General features: G+C 59.7%; 13 protein-coding genes and 1 tRNA gene. 12 read left to right on the forward strand and 2 right to left on the reverse strand.

Annotated elements, in window-relative coordinates; genetic code table 11:
- Positions 1-4: 4 nt before the first annotated feature.
- From rnpA to FYJ68_RS00750, 8 genes are all read left to right on the forward strand, one after another.
- Positions 5-334, forward strand: coding sequence for a ribonuclease P protein component (gene rnpA, locus FYJ68_RS00715; RefSeq protein ID WP_154433414.1), 330 nt, complete (start codon positions 5-7; stop codon positions 332-334).
- A complete protein-coding gene (yidD, locus tag FYJ68_RS00720; RefSeq protein ID WP_154433415.1) occupies positions 327-566 on the forward strand; it encodes a membrane protein insertion efficiency factor YidD in 240 nt (79 codons plus the stop codon). The genes rnpA and yidD overlap by 8 nt, the downstream gene beginning before the upstream one ends.
- A gap of 21 nt (positions 567-587) precedes the next feature.
- Positions 588-1,346, forward strand: coding sequence for a YidC/Oxa1 family membrane protein insertase (locus tag FYJ68_RS00725; RefSeq protein WP_154433416.1), 759 nt, complete (start codon positions 588-590; stop codon positions 1,344-1,346).
- A 58-nt stretch (positions 1,347-1,404) separates the two neighbouring features.
- Entirely contained in the window at positions 1,405-1,977 is a 573-nt protein-coding gene (locus FYJ68_RS00730) for a Jag family protein (RefSeq protein WP_154433417.1), read from the forward strand.
- Between the two features lie 103 nt (positions 1,978-2,080).
- Positions 2,081-2,815, forward strand: coding sequence for a 16S rRNA (guanine(527)-N(7))-methyltransferase RsmG (gene rsmG, locus FYJ68_RS00735; RefSeq protein WP_195837662.1), 735 nt, complete (start codon positions 2,081-2,083; stop codon positions 2,813-2,815).
- A 152-nt stretch (positions 2,816-2,967) separates the two neighbouring features.
- Positions 2,968-3,768, forward strand: a complete 801-nt coding sequence (locus FYJ68_RS00740; protein ID WP_154433419.1) for a ParA family protein — start codon at positions 2,968-2,970, stop codon at positions 3,766-3,768.
- Entirely contained in the window at positions 3,761-4,624 is an 864-nt protein-coding gene (locus FYJ68_RS00745; RefSeq protein WP_326832140.1) for a ParB/RepB/Spo0J family partition protein, read from the forward strand. The genes FYJ68_RS00740 and FYJ68_RS00745 overlap by 8 nt, the downstream gene beginning before the upstream one ends.
- Before the next feature lie 4 nt (positions 4,625-4,628).
- Complete coding sequence (locus FYJ68_RS00750; protein ID WP_154433420.1) at positions 4,629-4,880, forward strand: hypothetical protein; 252 nt, start codon at positions 4,629-4,631, stop codon at positions 4,878-4,880.
- A 78-nt stretch (positions 4,881-4,958) separates the two neighbouring features.
- On the opposite strand, the gene rlmN is transcribed toward FYJ68_RS00750, so the two are convergent.
- Positions 4,959-6,032 carry a 23S rRNA (adenine(2503)-C(2))-methyltransferase RlmN gene (gene rlmN, locus FYJ68_RS00755; RefSeq protein ID WP_154433421.1) on the reverse strand — a complete coding sequence of 358 codons (1,074 nt, stop codon included), beginning with the start codon at positions 6,030-6,032 and terminating at the stop codon, positions 4,959-4,961.
- A 112-nt stretch (positions 6,033-6,144) separates the two neighbouring features.
- Here rlmN and FYJ68_RS00760 point away from each other — a divergent pair, with 112 nt between their 5' ends.
- Positions 6,145-7,098, forward strand: a complete 954-nt coding sequence (locus FYJ68_RS00760; RefSeq protein ID WP_154433422.1) for a D-alanine--D-alanine ligase family protein — start codon at positions 6,145-6,147, stop codon at positions 7,096-7,098.
- 12 nt (positions 7,099-7,110) lie between these two features.
- Positions 7,111-10,068 (forward strand): helicase C-terminal domain-containing protein, encoded by a 2,958-nt coding sequence (locus tag FYJ68_RS00765; RefSeq protein WP_154433423.1) that lies wholly within the window; start codon positions 7,111-7,113, stop codon positions 10,066-10,068.
- Between the two features lie 27 nt (positions 10,069-10,095).
- Here FYJ68_RS00765 and FYJ68_RS00770 read toward each other — a convergent pair whose 3' ends face one another.
- A complete protein-coding gene (locus FYJ68_RS00770; protein WP_195837663.1) occupies positions 10,096-12,099 on the reverse strand; it encodes a helix-turn-helix transcriptional regulator in 2,004 nt (667 codons plus the stop codon).
- A gap of 176 nt (positions 12,100-12,275) precedes the next feature.
- Between FYJ68_RS00770 and FYJ68_RS10030 the strand changes: the two genes are divergently transcribed.
- On the forward strand, positions 12,276-17,003 hold the full coding sequence (locus FYJ68_RS10030; protein WP_229771930.1) for a M28 family peptidase: 4,728 nt from the start codon (positions 12,276-12,278) through the stop codon (positions 17,001-17,003).
- 36 nt (positions 17,004-17,039) lie between these two features.
- A tRNA-Gly gene (locus tag FYJ68_RS00780) sits at positions 17,040-17,114 on the forward strand.
- The last annotated feature ends 9 nt before the right edge of the window (positions 17,115-17,123 follow it).

Raw genomic sequence — 17,123 nt, forward strand, 5'->3', positions numbered from 1 at the left:
CCCCATGAAGACCATCAAATCCAAAGCGGAGTTTGAGAGGGTCTTCTCCAGCGGAAAACGGGCCAGTCACAGGCTCGTCCGCGTCACAGCTCTCAAGGGTGATGAAGGCGACTTGGGCAGAGTCGCCTTTGTTGCACCTAAGAGACTGGGTAATGCGGTGTACAGAAACAGGTGCAAGAGGGTCCTCAGAGAGGCGGCGCGCTCGTGCGGGCTTCCCGTTCCAGGCTACGACGTCATTCTCTTTGCGACCAGGCAAACTCATGAGAGCTCCCCGAGCCAGGTGGGCGATGCGCTGTCCGCCCTTCTGGTTCGGTCTGGGGTGAGAGATGAGTGATGAGCGTGGGCGGGAATCACTCCCACAGAGGGTGTGTCTCGCCCTCGTTCGGTTTTATCGCCGATTCATCTCTCCCCTCACCCCTCCCTCGTGCATCTACTCCCCCACCTGTTCCGAATATGCGCTGCAAGCCATACAAAAGTATGGCGCCGCAAGGGGGTGCTGGCTCGCCTTCAAGAGGTTGCTTCGCTGCAACCCCTTTCACAAGGGTGGCTACGACCCCGTTCCCTAGCAGAAACAGCCCGGAGGAACCATGTGGGATTGGTTTATTAACTTTCTGACCGGCATCCTGGCGCAGCTTGCCGCCCTTACGGGCGACTGGGGCCTTGCCGTTATCGTCATCACATTCATCATGCGACTGATTGTCATGCCCCTGCAGACGAGGTCGACCCAGTCGAGCGCTCGCATGCAGGCGCTTCAGCCGCAGCTCATGGAGATCCAGCAGCGATATGCCAACGATCCCGAGCGCCAGGCGGACGAGATGCGCAAGTTCTACGCCGAGAACAAGTTCAACCCGCTGGGCGGCTGCCTCCCCCTCCTCATCCAAATGCCCGTCTTCTTTGCCCTCTTTGCCGTCATGAAGAAGGTTCCCGAGACCGCCCACTTCCTCAACATCATGCCCTCTCTCTCCCAGAGCGCGTCCGGTGCCTGGGCTGCTGGTGGGTTCTCTGGCGCTCTTGTCTACATCCTGTTTGACATCGCGTTTGGCGTCATGACGTTCATCCCCATGGTGATGAACCTGCAGAACACCACTGAGGACCAGAGGCAGCAGACTCTGATCATGGGTGTTGTCATGTCCATCATGATGCTCTGGTTTGGATGGACGTGCCCTGGCGCCGTCCTGCTCTACTATGTGACCTCTGCCCTTTGGCAGACCATTCAGCAGAAGGTCGTCACGCAGAGGGTAATGGATAAGGTGAAGGCGGAGACCGAGGAGAAGCTCAAGAGCCAACCCGTACAGGTCGATGTGGTTCGCAAGGAGCACAAGCCGCGCCCCAAGAAGAAGCACTAGAGCCAACGGCTCCCATCGGTTTCCGCATCCCTGGTATCTGTTCCCTTTGGAGGTTCACATGGAGGACGAGAAGATCGTCTCGGCAGAAGAGACGGACGAGGCTTCCCGGGCGCAGGACGACTTCGCTTCCGTCCGCGAGCACTTTGAGGCAGGTCAGGAACTCTCTGACGAAGAAGTTGACAAGATTGCCGATGTTGCCGTTGGCTACCTCAAGGCCATACTCTCCTACTTCGGGGAGGATGGTGTCTCCATCGACGAGTACGACGGCGACGACGGTGAGTTGATTCTCGACGTTAATGGTGGTGACCTGGCTGTTCTAATTGGGCGACACGGCCGCACGCTCGATGCCCTTCAGATGATTATTACATCATTTATGAGTAATCGCTTGAAGTTCCACTACCCCGTTGTCATCGATGTCGAGGGGTACAAGGGTCGCCGCAAGCAGAAGCTGCAGAGCCTTGCACTCTCTGCGGCGAGTCGTGCGAAGACGCAGGGTCGAGTGGCCCTTCCGCCTATGAACGCTTACGAGAGGCGTATCGTGCATCTTGCCCTTGTGGATGATGAAGGGGTTACGACTCATTCTGAGGGTTCGGAGCCCGAGAGGCGTGTTGTGGTGACGTCTGTGAGGTAAGACTGAGTCATACATGGTATCTTGTGAGGGGAGAGGCAATCTGCCTCTCCCCTATTTTTGTCAGATTCTTCCTACTCAAAGATTTTTGTCCAAAGGAATGACCATGCAAGACAGCTTGGATTCCCTATCACCTTTGCTTTTTGAAATCGTGAGTCAGTACGACATTGCACTCTCTGAACAACAGACTATGTTGATGGTGAGGCATCTTGAGCTTGTCCTCGATAAGAACGAGAGTATCAACCTCACGCGCATCACCAAGCCCAGAGATGCTCTTGTTCTTCATATCCTTGATTCGCTCCTTTTTTCTCGCGCAATTCCCCTGGCAGAGGATGAAGCTTTCCGGTTGCTTGATATGGGAACGGGCGCAGGGTATCCAGGAATCCCCCTTGGGATTCTCTATAGTAATGCGAGCTGTGACCTTGCGGATTCGGTGGGAAAGAAGTGTCAGGCTGTTTCTGAATTTGTTGATGAGCTTGGCCTTGCCAGTCGTATTCATGTTCTTTGTGATCGCGTTGAGTCTATTGCAAACTCTCAACGCGCGTCATATGACGTTGTGACTGCCCGTGCGATGGATAAGCTTTCCGTGCTTCTTGAGTATGCGAGTCCACTCTTAAAGCAACATGGTGTTCTTGTCGCATCAAAAGGCAGAATTCAGAATGACGAGTTTAGACATGCAATCAATATTGCTCCCAAGCTCGGCTTTGAGATTTCAAATCAACTTTCTTTCGAACTACCTAAGGGGCTTGGGTCTCGTGAGATCTTATGCTTTGAGAAAGTCACTAAGTCAAAGATTCATTTGCCTCGTTCAATTGGTGCCGCGAAACATAGGCCCTTATAGTTCTCGCGCAGTGTTCCACGTGAAACATCATTGCTCCCTATCTTGAGGTGATATGTTCCACGTGAAACAAATTGTCAAAGATATAACTCAGAAGAAAGAACAAGAAGGATGTTTCACGTGAAACATCGCGTGAAATCGGGAGGTAAGAAGAAATGAGCTTCAAAGATGTAAAGAGAGCCTTCCCAGATAAACCAGCGCATGTTATGGCAATAATCAACCAAAAGGGAGGCGTGGGCAAGTCGACAACGGCAGTAAACCTATCAGCTGCTTTGGGAGAGTCAAAAAAGAAGGTTCTCGTTATTGACTTTGATCCACAAGGAAATACGTCTTCTGGATATGGAATCGAGAAAGACGAACTTGAGAATGATATTTACGATGCTCTACTTCATGACTTTCCTGTTGAGGAAATAGTCCTGGATACCTGCGAGCCAAATGTATTTGTCATACCAGCAACAATCCAGCTCGCGGGCGCAGAAATCGAACTCGTGTCGACAATGGCGAGAGAAAGCGTACTCAAGAATATCCTCTCCCCCATCGTAAATGACTTTGATTACGTGTTCATCGACTGTCCGCCGTCACTTGGACTTTTGACAATTAATGCACTGGTTGCTGCAGATTCCCTTCTCATTCCAATTCAGTGTGAGTTCTATGCCTTGGAGGGCCTTACGAAGCTTCTTGAGTCGATGAAGATGGTTAAGAAGAGGCTGAATCCAGATCTTGATGTATTTGGTGTAGTAATGACGATGTATGACTCTAGGACAACGCTTTCAAAGGAAGTCGTAGAAGAAGTGAGAAAGTACTTTGGTAAGAAGGTCTTTAAGACAATCATTCCCAGGAGCGTGAAACTCTCGGAGGCCCCGTCGCATGGCGTACCAATAACAATGTATTCGAGGGTAAATAAGGGTGCTTTGGCATATAGGAACCTCGCAAAGGAAGTGGTGCGTCGTGGCTAAGCGGAGTGGATTGGGAAAAGGCCTTGAGTCCCTTATGGGAACCGCAGATGCAGAGGTAAGTGCTATAGATGCGGATGCTACAACCCTTCCTATAGAAGAGATACGCCCGAATAAGGGGCAACCAAGAAAGAAATTTGACGAAGACGCACTCAATGAGTTGGCAGATTCGATTCGCCAGAATGGAATTCTGCAACCGATATTGGTAAGGAAAAAGGGTCCGAAATACGAGATTGTGGCTGGTGAGAGAAGGTATCAGGCTGCAAAGCTGGCCGGTTTGGAGGAGGTACCCGTTTGCATTAAGGACATCTCTGATCAGGAGGTGTTCAAGCTTGCATTGATAGAGAACCTGCAAAGGTCGGATCTGAATCCAATTGAAGAAGCGCAGGGGTATCAGAAACTGTTGAAGGAGAATGGGTTTACTCAGGAAGAACTTGGCAAGGCCCTCTCAAAATCTAGGTCAGCGATAGCAAATACACTTCGATTGTTGGATCTGCCAGTCGAAGTGCAGGACATGATGGCAAATGGTCAGCTGACTGCCGGGCACGCAAGAGCGATTCTCGCTGTAGCTGGTGAGGAAGGGCGCCTGAGACTGGCACATAAGGTGGTTGATGAGCATCTTTCTGTTAGAGAGACAGAAAAGCTTGCTCCACTATTTTCTGGCACAAATGAAGAGGAAAAGCCAAGGAGAGAACCCCAGCCCCAGTCATACAAGAGGGCAGCACGACAGCTCCGTCTTGCGTTAGATACTAATGTGAAGGTTAAGAAGGTCAGGAACAAAAACAAGATAGAGATTGAGTTCAAGGACGAGGACGAACTGGTCAGGCTCGTCCAGCGACTAAGCTCCGCGGGAGAATAGCCCTATGAAAAGGAAGAACTTGCGAACACCTGCGTTACTACTTGGAGCGACGTCCACTCTTGTGCTGATGGCGTATGTCCTTCTGTTGGATGACGAGGCCAAAAGCTCCCTTTCAAAGACGGTCGGCAGCATCAGGAAGGCAGTGATGGACGTAGAGGATGTTTTCCATGACTCAGAGGGCATATACGCCGAAGAGGAAGTAGGGAGGAGCAACAGGGAAGAGACCCTTAGACAATGGGCTTCCCTGGGGTTCTAACCCAAAAGAATAGATAAAGATTCAGGGCCAGGGAACACTTGTTCTCTGGCCCTGATCCAAAAGCAACTTTGAGAAATACTAAACGAGGCCAGCTTCTACATTTTGCCTAAGCTGTCCGCACGCGGCGTCGATGTCAGACCCACGCGAGTTCCTGATGGTTGCCTCAACACCAACATTGCCAAGTCTGCGGACGAACTCCTGCGCACGAACGTCGGAGGAGGGGAGGAACTTGGAGCCCTTCACATGGTTGAGCTGGATGATATTGACGTGCGCAAGGTTGTCCTTGCAGAAATCACAGAGGGCAGCAAGTTCCGCATCGGTGTCGTTGACTCCCTTGATGAGGGCGTATTCGTACGTGGGGCGCCGCCCGGTCTTATCAACGTACTCGCCCATCATGTCATAGAGCCGCAGGAGAGAGTACTTCTTGACCCCCGGCATGAGCATGTCACGTGTCTTCTGGACGGCGGAGTGAAGCGAGATGGCAAGCGTAAACTGCTCGGGTTCGTTTGCAAAACGCTTGATCATTGGGATGACTCCACAGGTGGAGACGGTAAGGTGGCGCGCACCAATGCCGGCGCCCTCGGGGGAATTGAGTTTGCGGAGGGCACCAAGCGTGGCGTCATAGTTCATGAAAGGCTCGCCCTGCCCCATGAGTACCACGCTCGTAACACGTGCATTGAAATCGTCGCGAACGTGCATGACCTGCTCGTAGATCTCGCCGGAGGTGAGGGAGCGGGTAAGACCCGAGGCGCCCGTGGCGCAAAAGGCGCACCCCATGGCGCAGCCTGCCTGGGTGGAAGCACACACGGCAAGCTTGTTGCGCGAGGGCATTCCTACGCATTCCACGCAGACCCCGTCGGGGAAGCGCAGAAGGTACTTGCGACTGCCGTCGTTTGACAGCTGACGCGCGACTTCCTCGACGCCGCCGAGAGTGAGGTGCTCGGAAAGCGTGGCCCTCAGAGCCTTGGGCAGATTAGACATATCATCAAAATTAGAAACGTTCTTCTCCCATACCCACTCTTCGATCTGCTTGGCCCTAAACTTAGGCTGACCAAGCTCCTCGAGAAGGGAGACGAGCTCGGAGTGAGAGACGGTGTGGACGTCGCGCCTCTTGATGGCGGCTGGGGAGCGGTCGGACATTGCTTCTTGCATTTTTACCTCTCGTCCATGGTGGGTGCGGTAGTGGAGTATCCTCGGAATCTGGGTGAGAGCACCCATTTAACCGAGTCTAACGCACCACCACAGCGCGCTAAGGAGTCCATGCATGACCAAGACTGACGTTACACAAAACAAGGTTGCCGTTCTTGCGGGCGGTTGGTCTGATGAGAAGGACATCTCCATGCAGTCCGGAACTGCCTGCGCCAACGCGCTCAGGGAGGCAGGGTTCAAGGATGTCGAGCTTCTTGACGTCGCGGATTCCGACTTCGTGGTGAAGTTGGCCCAGGGCGGTTACGACGTGGCGTTTGTCGCCATGCACGGTCACTACGGCGAGGACGGCTGCATCCAGGGCCTGCTAGAGATCTTGCACATGCCCTACACTTTCTCCGGGGTCCTGGCTTCCGCGCTTGGGACGGAGAAGGAGGTTGCCAAGTCTGTCTACAAGGCAGCTGGCATCCCCGTTCCCGAGGGCATCGACGTAGCGCCAGACACCAAGCTCACCTCTGAGCAGGCCGACGAGCTCGTCGCACGTCTGGGGCTCCCCATCTTCGTGAAACCGGCCGCCAACGGCTCAAGCTTTGGCGTGACGAGGGTCACCGAGGCCTCTGGTCTCAACGACGCCATAGAGAAGGCCGGTGCCCAAGGAGACCGCGTCCTCCTCGAGACCTGCATCGAGGGGACCGAAATCACTGTTCCCGTCATCGGCAACGACGACCCCCAGGCGCTCCCCATCGTCGAAATAGTGTTCAATTCGCCGTTCTATGACATCAACGCAAAGTACGAGCCAAGCTCCATGCACCACGTGATTCCGGCGCGCATCCCCGAGGAGGCATATCGCAAGGCCCAGGAATACGCCGTCGCCGCGCACAAGGCCCTTGGCTGCCGCGGGACCTCCAGGAGCGACTTCATCGTCAAGAAGGACGGCACGCCCGTCATCCTCGAGATCAACACCATTCCCGGCATGACGGAGAGGAGCCTCATTCCCGATTCCGCCCGTCACGCCGGCATAGAGTTCCCGGAGCTGTGCAAGCGCTTCGTGGAGTGGGCACTGGAAGATTAGGGGATTGCCTGCATGACAAAGGGGACCGAGCCAGACGCCACCAACGAGGTGACGCTGGAGTCCATCATCCTGCCCGGAACGCCCGAGTCGGTTCGCGAGCGGTACCTCTCTCTTGCTGCCAGGGCGGGGGAGAGTGACTTTGACCTCTTGGAGGAGGATATCGTCGTCCTGGACACCGAGACGACGGGGCTCTCGTTCAAGAGGTGCGAACTCATAGAGATCGCGGCAGCGCGCCTGAGTGGCCGCGAGGTGATTGAGCGGTTCCAGACCTTTGTGAGACCGTCGAAGCCGATTCCCCCCGAGATACAGAGGCTGACGAACATCAGCGATTCCGACGTGGCGGATGCCCCGTCAGCCAGGGAAGCGGTCGCAAGCTTGGCAGAGTTCGTCGGGGGCGCGCCGGTCCTGGCCCACAACGCGACGTTTGACCGGACTTTCATCGAGTCGGTCCCCGGCGGAACAGGCGTCTCTGACACGTGGATAGATACCCTCGCCCTCTCGCGAATTGCACTCCCGCGCCTCTCGACCCATCGACTCTCGGACCTGGCGCATGCCTTTGGATGCGACTCCGTGACGCATCGCGCGACCGACGACGTCGATGCACTTGCTGGCATGTGGAGGATCATCCTGCTCGCGCTAACCGACCTGCCGGCGGGGCTCCTCGGGGTGCTTGGGGACATGCACCCCGAGGTCGAGTGGTCCTATCGCCCCATCATCTCGCACCTTGCCCTGGGCGAGGGGGACGACCAGCCCTTCTCGCTCAAGGAGATCCGCCATGACCTGGTGGAAGAGGGTCGTGGTCATGTTCGCGAGGACGTGGCCGAGTCTGACGTAGAGCCCAAGGCCCCCTCCAGCCGTCTGATCGACCAATGCTTTGACGAGGACGGTGTCGCCTCGCGGATGTACGGGAGGCTCGAGCGCCGACCGGATCAGCTGAGGATGGCGCAGGAGGTGCGAGACGCCCTGGCAGAGGGCTCGTTTCGCGCTATCGAGGCGGGGACGGGCGTTGGCAAGTCGCTCGCATACCTGATTCCCGAAGTGCTCTTTGCGCAGCAGAACGACCTCACTGTGGGCGTCGCCACGAAAACGAACGCGCTCACGGATCAGCTCGTCTCGCACGAGCTCCCCGCCCTCTCTGCGGCGCTTACGGGGGGAGTGAGCTTCACGAGCCTGAAGGGGTACGACCACTATCCGTGCCTGCACCGCGTGGAGACGTCCTTCTCCGCCGACCTGCCCGTCTCGCTCGTGGACGGAGTGGGGAAGTCTGCCCACACCATCGAGGCCGAGATGCTCACCGCCTTGGCGGTGACGCTCTCGTATTGCTGCCAGTCACCAGACGGCGATCTCGATGCCCTGGGCATACGCTGGAGGTTTGTTCCCCGCTCCATGCTCACCGTGACGCCGGACGAGTGCCTGAGGAACAAGTGTCCCTACTTTCCCAACGAGTGCCTCATCCATGGCGCCCGTCGCCGTGCAGCCCAGAGTGACGTGGTGGTCACCAACCACTCGCTTCTCCTTCGTGATGTCGACATGGACGGAGCATTGCTGCCCCCCATTCGTCATTGGGTGGTTGACGAGGCACATGGGTTTGAGGCCGAGGCGAGACGCCAGTGGGCTCGCGAGGTTTCGGGTGATGCCGTGCGGAGGGGATTCGAGCAGCTCGGAGGCTTGCGGACGGGCGTCATCCACCAGGTGATGGCACAGCTGGAGCCAGTGGAGGGAGCATCTCTCCCTACGCGGCTTGTCACCAAGCTGGCTGCCGCGACGTCTCGTGCCATGACTTCCATGGAGTCGCTCTTTGACGCTCTTCACGATCTTGCTGTCATCGCCCCGCAGAACGGAGGGTATGACAACATCTCGCTGTGGATAGACGAAGAGGTGCGCCAGACGCCCGAGTGGGCATCGCTCCTGGAGTGCATGGAGGCTGCCAAGTCTCGCTTGGACGAGGCCGCGAAGGATGCCGAGGAGGCCTCCAAGGCAATTGCGGAGACCAATCCCCAGCTTGCGGCTGACCTTACGTCCGCGACAAAGTTCGTCCCCGAGACTCGCGATGCCATCGACCTTATCGCCAATGGCACGGACGAGACGTACGTGTACTCCGCCGAGCTTGCTCGCCGCAAGAGGGACGCCCCCTCCGAACGGCTCCTTGCCCAGAAGCTTGACGTGGGCGCCGAGGTGGGGAAGAGATGGCTCTCGCAGATGCGCAGTGTTGTGTTCACGTCGGCGACGATGGCGGTGGGGAAGGATTTCTCGCACTTTGAGCACGCCGTGGGGCTTGATACCATGCCGGCAGGGCGGCGCAAGTGCGTCAAACTTGGGTCGAGCTTTGACTACGACCATAACATGTCGACCATCGTGTGCTCGGACATGCCACAGCCGGGCGATCGCGAGTACCTGCCCGCGCTCGAGGACCTCCTGTTTGACATCCACAGGGCGATGGGGGGATCGGTCCTAACGCTCTTCACCAACAGGCGGGACATGGAACGTGTGTATCAGGGCCTCGCGCCACGCCTCCGTCAGGTGGGGCTCAACCTGCTGTGCCAAGAGAGAGGGACCTCGCCCAGGAGACTCAGGGAGGGCTTTTTGGCGGAGAGAAGCTGCTCCCTCCTCGCACTGCGGTCGTTTTGGGAGGGGTTTGACGCGACGGGGGACACCCTGCGTTGCGTCGTGATACCCAAGCTGCCGTTCTCTAGCCCGACCGACCCGCTCGTGAGGGAGAGGGAGCTGCGCGAAGATCGCTCCTGGTGGCGTCACTCGCTCCCCGAGGCGGTCATCTCGGTAAAGCAGGCAGCGGGTAGGCTCATACGGACCTCGACCGACACCGGAATACTTGTCCTTGCAGACTCTCGAATTGTCACCAAGAGGTATGGGAGGCAGTTTACCTCCTCGCTGCCTACGAGCGACTTCTCGCGCCTGGGGCGCGCGGACATCGGACGCTACATCGAAGACTGGCGCCTGTCCCACGAGTGACGTCCGGGCGGCCTACGCGAGCGGCGGCTACCTCTCCTGTCCAAGCAAGGCGTCGCAGTAGCTGGCGATTGCCTCCCGCAGCCTGTCGTCCCCGACGGTGACGTTGGACCCGCAGGATGCCAGGTTCCTTACAAGCCATTGACCTCCGTACCAGGGGAGACTTGTGGTCACGCCCCCATCCTCGTCGCGGGAGAGGATAGCGAGGTCGTTCCAGCTGCGCGAGTAGGCGAGAGACTCGGAGGCAAAGCGCACGACGACCCTCTTGGCATCGCCGTGAGTGTTTGGGGATTGGATTGCCGACTGCTGCTTTGGCTTCTCACAACGGGGTTCTCTCATGCGATCGAGGCGGAAGGTTCTCTCGCCCCTGCGGACGATGTCAAACCCATCGAGGTACCATCGACCCTCCGAAGACCTTAGACCCCTTGGGGCGACCTTCCTGGTGGAGGGGCTGTCAGGGGAGGCTGTGTAGGAGAACGAGAGCCACATTCTGTTGGCAATCGCCCGCACGCAGGTCTCGTATGTCTCGTTCGAAGCCTCTGCGGACATTGCACGCTCGAGCTCCTTGCTGCGAGGGGAAAGCTGCCCAACCGCCCCGATGCTCTCCCTGAGCTGCGTCACGATTGGATCCCCGTCACCGACGCCAATCGAGTCGAGGGCGGCAAGGAGGGCATAGGTCTCCGAGAGGCTCAATCGTAACGGGCGACCCTTGACCCCCCTGTCAAATGCGAGCGTTAGGGTGTCGTCGTCCTCGCCGTACATTAGCGGCAGGTTCAGCTCCTCCTCATCCCAGCTTGTGGCGACGAGCATGAGCAGGTGTCGTGCGTGTGCGATGCCACACCCTAGGCGCGCTGCAACGGAGGCCGCGGACACCTGGTCCCCCTCGCGCGTTAGCGCGCCGAGCAGGGCTGCGAGCTCGCGCGCCTCGTCTATTCCTCCCTTTCTCCCCATACGCGCGGCGCGACGTTTGAGGGAGGCCGCTGACGGCAGCTGGTGTTGAGAGGGGAGTACATCGAGGCAGCTTGAAGCGTCCCGAGCGGAGGCAAGGGCATCCTCGAGCAGGGTGCGCCACTGGTCAACGAGGGTGTTGGGGCCAATCGGTATGGCCCCCGCCGCCACCGCCCACGAAGAGGCGAGTCCGAGGTCCGAGACTCCAGCGGTCCAGACGGTCCGTTCGTGGGCGTCGTCCTCCCATGTCCCCCTTCCCTCCAACTGCTCACGAAGCTCTTGGTTGGGTGGTGTGGGAAACGAGAAGGAGCAGGTCGCGATGATCGGACCAGCTTGAAAGGGAAGCTTGAGGAAATCCCTTAGGCAGAAGTCCCCCGGGACTTGGTACGAACGCCCCTCGATCCTGCGTGCAGACTTGAAGCGGTCGAGCCGGAACGTGTGTGCCTCTCCCCACCCGCTCCCCTTCGAAGCCTTGCTTGCGGCGACGAGATAGGTGTTTCCGCGCAGCCCAAAGGAGCCATAGGGTGCGAGGACCCGTTTTGTCTCCCTCCCCATCGCGTCCACGTAGGTCACCCTGACGGCGATACGTGCCGCCAGGCACTCCATCAGCTCGCGAGCGACCGTCCCGACGCCCCCTGCTCCCTCCCCAACGAATACGGGCGTGGCGGAGCCAAAGTGGCGGTCGAGCTTTGCAAGCGCGAGGCGCAGGTCAGAGCGATAGGGGAAGTCTGGGTCGGTCACCAATGGGGCGCAGGCTACGTCGAGCGTCAGCGCCTCCTCGGGGAGGAGCTCGGAAGGCTGCACAAACGAGAGCCGCTCGTCGACGACCCACGAAGCGTCTTCTCCACTCTGTGCAACGTTTTGTATGACCATGCCGCACTGTGCGAGTACCTCCCGGTCTCGGGAGAATGCCCTGCGAAAGCTTTCGCTCGAGAGCTCTGGGTAGTAGGCATTTCGGATCTCGCCGGAGGTGAGTGGCCTGCGTGAGCCAGAGAATGACATCAGGAGACCGGCGACGCGCCGTGCCCTCTCGTCGTCACGGGTGACCCTCTCGCCCGCATCCTCCCCACGGTGCTCTCGTGACATGTCAGACCCCCTGGACGTGTCTGGCCGGCTTGTGTGTGCGTGTGGCACGTAGCTGGCAAAACGTGGCAGCGCCTCGCCGATGGCGGGGTACCGTAATCCTCGTACGCATGATAAGACGTATACTCGAACGATGAAAAGATGGACGATTCTCACTTCCTTCGGCAAAGGATGCATATATGTCCTCTACGCGCAACTATCTGGACTACCTGGACGACAAGGTGGACATCTCCCCGGTCAACAGCCAGGAGGAGCTTGACGAGGCGCAGCTCATCCGTTCGCTCATGGACGAGCACGGCCTCGAGACCAGCATGCAGGAGTTCTCGGCACCCCTCTCGGCAGAACTGCCGCATGCGGTTCTCTACATCGTCCTCGTCCTCGGGACCCTTCTCTCCGGATTTCTCGGCAGCAGGGTGGCGTTGGTCGGCCTCGCCCTTGTCGTGGTGTCATTCGCGCTGCTTGCCGCCAGGTACTCGGGTCGGGATCCCCTGGCGCGCCTGGGTCGTCGTGCCAACAGCCAGAACGTGATTGGCGTTCACCGCGCGAGCGGGCCCCTCGTCATGAAGGGCAACCGTCCCATTGTGATCGTGGCCCACTATGACAGCCCGAGCGAGGACTTCCTCTATTCCCCGGGTCTTGCACGCTACCAGTCTCTGCTCAAGGGCGCCTCGTTCTACTGCGTCATCGCCGACCTCCTGTGCGCGGTCATCCAGCTTGTCGCGGTTCTGCCCGCTGGGATTCGCCATCTGTTCTGGGTCGTGGGAATCGTGGCGGCGATTCCCCTGGTGGTGCTCGCCGCATCCATCGTGTATGCGAGGTTCTCGCCCTGCACGGTCGGCGCCAACGACAACAAGTCGTCGGTCGCCGCGATGCTCGGCGTCATGGACAAGGTTCGCCCCGGCGACGACCAGGCCAAGCGCTGGGCGGAGCTCCATCCCCGCAAGGAGGAGCCCCCCGCGCCTATGGCCGAACCCCCGCGTCAGCCCATGGAGCCCGAGTCCGAGGTGGAGCCGCTGGGGCCGGCTGCTGAAGTCGAAGGCGCCGAGGCAGTTCAGGCAGCTCCCGCGGCAGAGGCAGACGCACCCAATGCCCCCGCTGCCCAGACGTCGGCTCCGGTGCACCAGGATGCGACGCCCTCGATCACTGACGCCTTCGTGCCCCAGGTCATCCCTGCCCCGCAGGATGGAGAGCGTGCGGTGCGAAGGGGGACCGAGTTCATCCAGAGCCTCCACATCCTTCCCGAGGACTGCGAGATCGTGTACGACCGCCCGCCGGTTCCGGATGTCGTGCTTCCCGATCTCCCTCCCATAGAGGACCTTGTGCCGCAGGAGGTTCCCGAGGAGGAAGAGGAACCGGAGCCTCAGGGGAAGCCCGGTGCCGTTCCAGACTTCTTTGGCGCCGCTCCCCAAGGCGAGGTCCAGGAGACCCAGGTTCGACCCAAGCCGGTTGACCAGGTGTACTACCCCGAGTCCTACCAGGAGGAAGAAGACCCGATTGCCGAGTACGAGGTGATCAAGGACGAGGAACCGTCCGTGCCGCAGTCTGCCGGCATCGCCTCGCTCTTCCATCGCCTTGCCCAGAGGTTCTCCTCCGATAGGGGAGAGGGGCAGCACTCCTCCGTCGATGGTGCAGCCTCGCCGGGCGAGGTCGTCTCGACTCACGCTGCCGACGCCCCGAGCGTCAAAGTCGTCTCTCGTCCCCACGACGACGACATCCCTCACATTGAGAAGGGACAGACCTATATAGAGAGTCACGTCCCGAGCGTCGAGTCGGATGATGAGGGGGCTGCCTCGGAGGAGCCAGAGCAGGGCGCCTTCCAAATCCCCGACTTCGTGCGCGGGAATGGCGCTTTCGCATCTCACGACAACGAGGGGGCGATGGCTCCCGACGAGGCGGGCGAACGAATCCCGGAGCCCATCGTTACAGACGCGCGGAAGGCGACGAGCGTCTCCGACGAGCAGCCGAACGCCGGGTTTGAATCCGCTGCGCCGAGTGGGTCCGCCGCGGACGCCGAGACCTCCCTTCCCGAGGAAGCTCCCGTGCAAGACGAGCCGACTCCCTCCGCAGAGGAAGAGGCTGGCGTCACCTCGCAGGACGAGGGTTTCGCCAGCGATACTACTGTCATGCCGCCGTTGAGCGAGAGCCTTCCGAGGCTGGATGTTGAGCCACCAGCCCCTGTCGACTCGAAGGGCGTGACCACTGCTGACGAGGGGCACGCGGTGGAGCAGCCAGCCGCCGCCTACTCCTCGGAGTCCGATCAGGTCGTGGCGTCTGATGGGACGGACGACTCCTCCGCCGGCTCCTTGACCGATGACCAGACTGCCTCCCCCTGGGTTTGGGAGCAGGAGATTATGGAAGACGATCTTTCTGACTCCGCCACGGCCGAGGAGGGTGGCGAGGAACCCGAGGAGGCATCCTCGGGCGACGGTGGCTGGGACTCCTGGGGTAGCCAGACAATGGCAAACGAGGATGCCGCGCCCTTCAATCCTGATGGCGACGTGCCCCATGGGCTGCCCGTCTCTGCATTCGTCGAGGGGTCAGAGAGACTCTATGGCGAGCCATCCCCGTTCTGGGATGTCGCGGATGCCGAGTACGAGACGATAGACGACGAACCGAAAGAGCCTGCCCAAAATGCAGACGATCCTGCGCCCATTGCAGCTGACGAGGGGGTGCGGACAGACTTCGGCGAGTCGGATGACATTGCTCCCGAGGACGAGGCGGTGGATGAGATGGACGATGCGTCGTCCCCCTCGAACACCTCTCAGTTGGAAACTGGGGTTGCCGACGACGAGCCCACGCTTGTCTCACATCCAGTCAAGCTCGAGACGATAGACGACGTATACGTTCCAGAGGACCATACGCCTGCCGACGAGACCAATGGTCTTGTCCCTGGGGGCTCGCAGGCAGAGGCTCCCTCGGCGGATTCGCCAAAGGAGTCCGCCGACGAGCCGACCACAACGCCTGTCGAGCGGCATGACGCTGGCGAAACGACTAGTTTGAGTGGCCTCTTCCCCGCGGAGGACGAGTACGAGGCGACAGAGGCCGAGGGCGTCCCACAGCGAGCGATTGGCTACACCCTGGGCGAGGAGCCAGCCGAGCTCACGTCTGAAGACTATCGCATGGCGGACCCAAACGAGACGGCGCCGATTGAGGTGCCCCAAACGCCCGAGGCGAGCATCGTTGCGTCCAATCCCGATGTCGTCTCCTCCGACCTGGAACCAGACGACCTTCCCTTCTCGCTCGACGATGCCGTTGACGCCGAGTACGAGGTCATAGACGACGAGCCCCAGGCCGTTGGGGAGGAGTCCGACAAGGAGGAGGCCGATCAGCCCAGGTCAGACGAGCCCGTCGAAAGCGAGCCTGAGCCTGCTCCCGCCGCGGCGGACGACGTCCAAGTTGAACCCACGCATGAGCAGGGCGGGCTTGAGGGGACCATGGCATATCAGCCAACAGAGGCGGAGTCTTTGGAGGATGGCCCTGCCGACACGATCGCCGAAAACATGGCCGACCAACCGATGGGTGATGCGTCAGAACAAGCCGATGCGATTTCGCAGGAGGAGCCCCGAGTTTTGAACTTCGTGGAGAAGAACGAGGTTCCCGAGAGCGACGTGACAAAGGACGACTCGGGTCTTGACCCGTCGACCATCGACCAGGACGTCCCTGCCGAGCCTCGCAAGAAGCCGGCGGCGGTGGATGACCCGACATGGGGGACGAGCGACTTTGTTCCGCCACAGGCCAATGTCGCGCGGCGCGCGGTCCTGTTTGACCTGCCCGACCCCGCCGTCGCGACAAGCGACCCGCTGGGCGGGGACGATGACACCTCGACGAACCTTGGAACGGCTGCCATTCCTCGTGCGACCGTTCCTCCCGTCACGCCCCTCTCTGGGACGGAGGCACCGCGTCGCAAGGCGAGCTATGCACGTGGGGAAAGGGAGCCTATTGGTTTCTTGAGCTCTGACACCACTCCGCAGGGGAGGAGCATGTCCAGAAGCGGGAGTTCCAAGCAGTCCCACCGTAAGGAGGGAAAGCGTAGGTTTGGGTTCTTTGGGGGCCGCTCCAAGGCGGAGGATGAGTCGGAGAGCATGGGCGAGTGGCTTGGCGTGGGGGATGACTACGATGCCAAGAGCGGTGGCCGTGCCATAGGCAACTGGAAGAACTTCGAGGAGCAGGAGGAAGACGGCTCCAATACCACACCCCCGGGCCACTGGAAGGGTGGAGCCACCCGTAGGTTTGACCTGCGGCTGGTCGACGGGGCATCGCAGGAGGGCGCCCAGCAGACGGAGGCGGAGGGCTACGTCCTTGGTGGCGAGCCGGACCAGGTTGAGGGACAACCACAGTCGGAGGCCGAGGGCTACACGCTTGGTGGCCAGGACCCGCTGGATGTACCCGTACCTGACGATGAGCAGCAGAGGAGAGACAACCAGGAACTGGTCGAGGCCATCACGGGCATGGACGACGACGAGATCCTTGCCCACGACATCTACTTCGTTGCCCTGGGCGCCTCATCGCTCCGTCACGCAGGAATGGAGAAGTTCCTGGAGGGATACCGCAAGTCGATTCGCGGTGCCTTCCTAATCAACCTCGACAGCGTTGGCGCGGGACAGCTCACGGTCATAACCAACGAGGGTGCCAGCAAGCCCCGTCGCGCTGATCGCAGGCTCGTGAGACTGCTCCTCTCCACTGCCCAGGATCTGCACATCCCACTCGAACGCATGCGGCTCAACTGGGGCGAGACGGATGCGACCCAGGCGATGCGCGCATCCGTGAGGGGTGCCACCATCATGGGCGTGTCGGAGGACGGGGTGCCGGCGCTCTCTCATACCGCCGGCGATGTGCCCGAGAACGTGAGTGACCTGCAGGCGGCGGACGTGACGGAGCTTGTCGCGGAGCTCATAAGGAGGTCGTAGCGCCTGGCGTGACCCTGTGTTAGAATCACGTAGCACGCGGGCATCGCCAAGTGGTAAGGCAATGGCTTCCCAAGCCATCATCCGCGGGTTCGAATCCCGTTGCCCGCTCCATAGAGAGGA

The organism is Olsenella porci, from assembly GCF_009695875.1.
GTDB lineage: Bacteria > Actinomycetota > Coriobacteriia > Coriobacteriales > Atopobiaceae > Olsenella_H > Olsenella_H porci.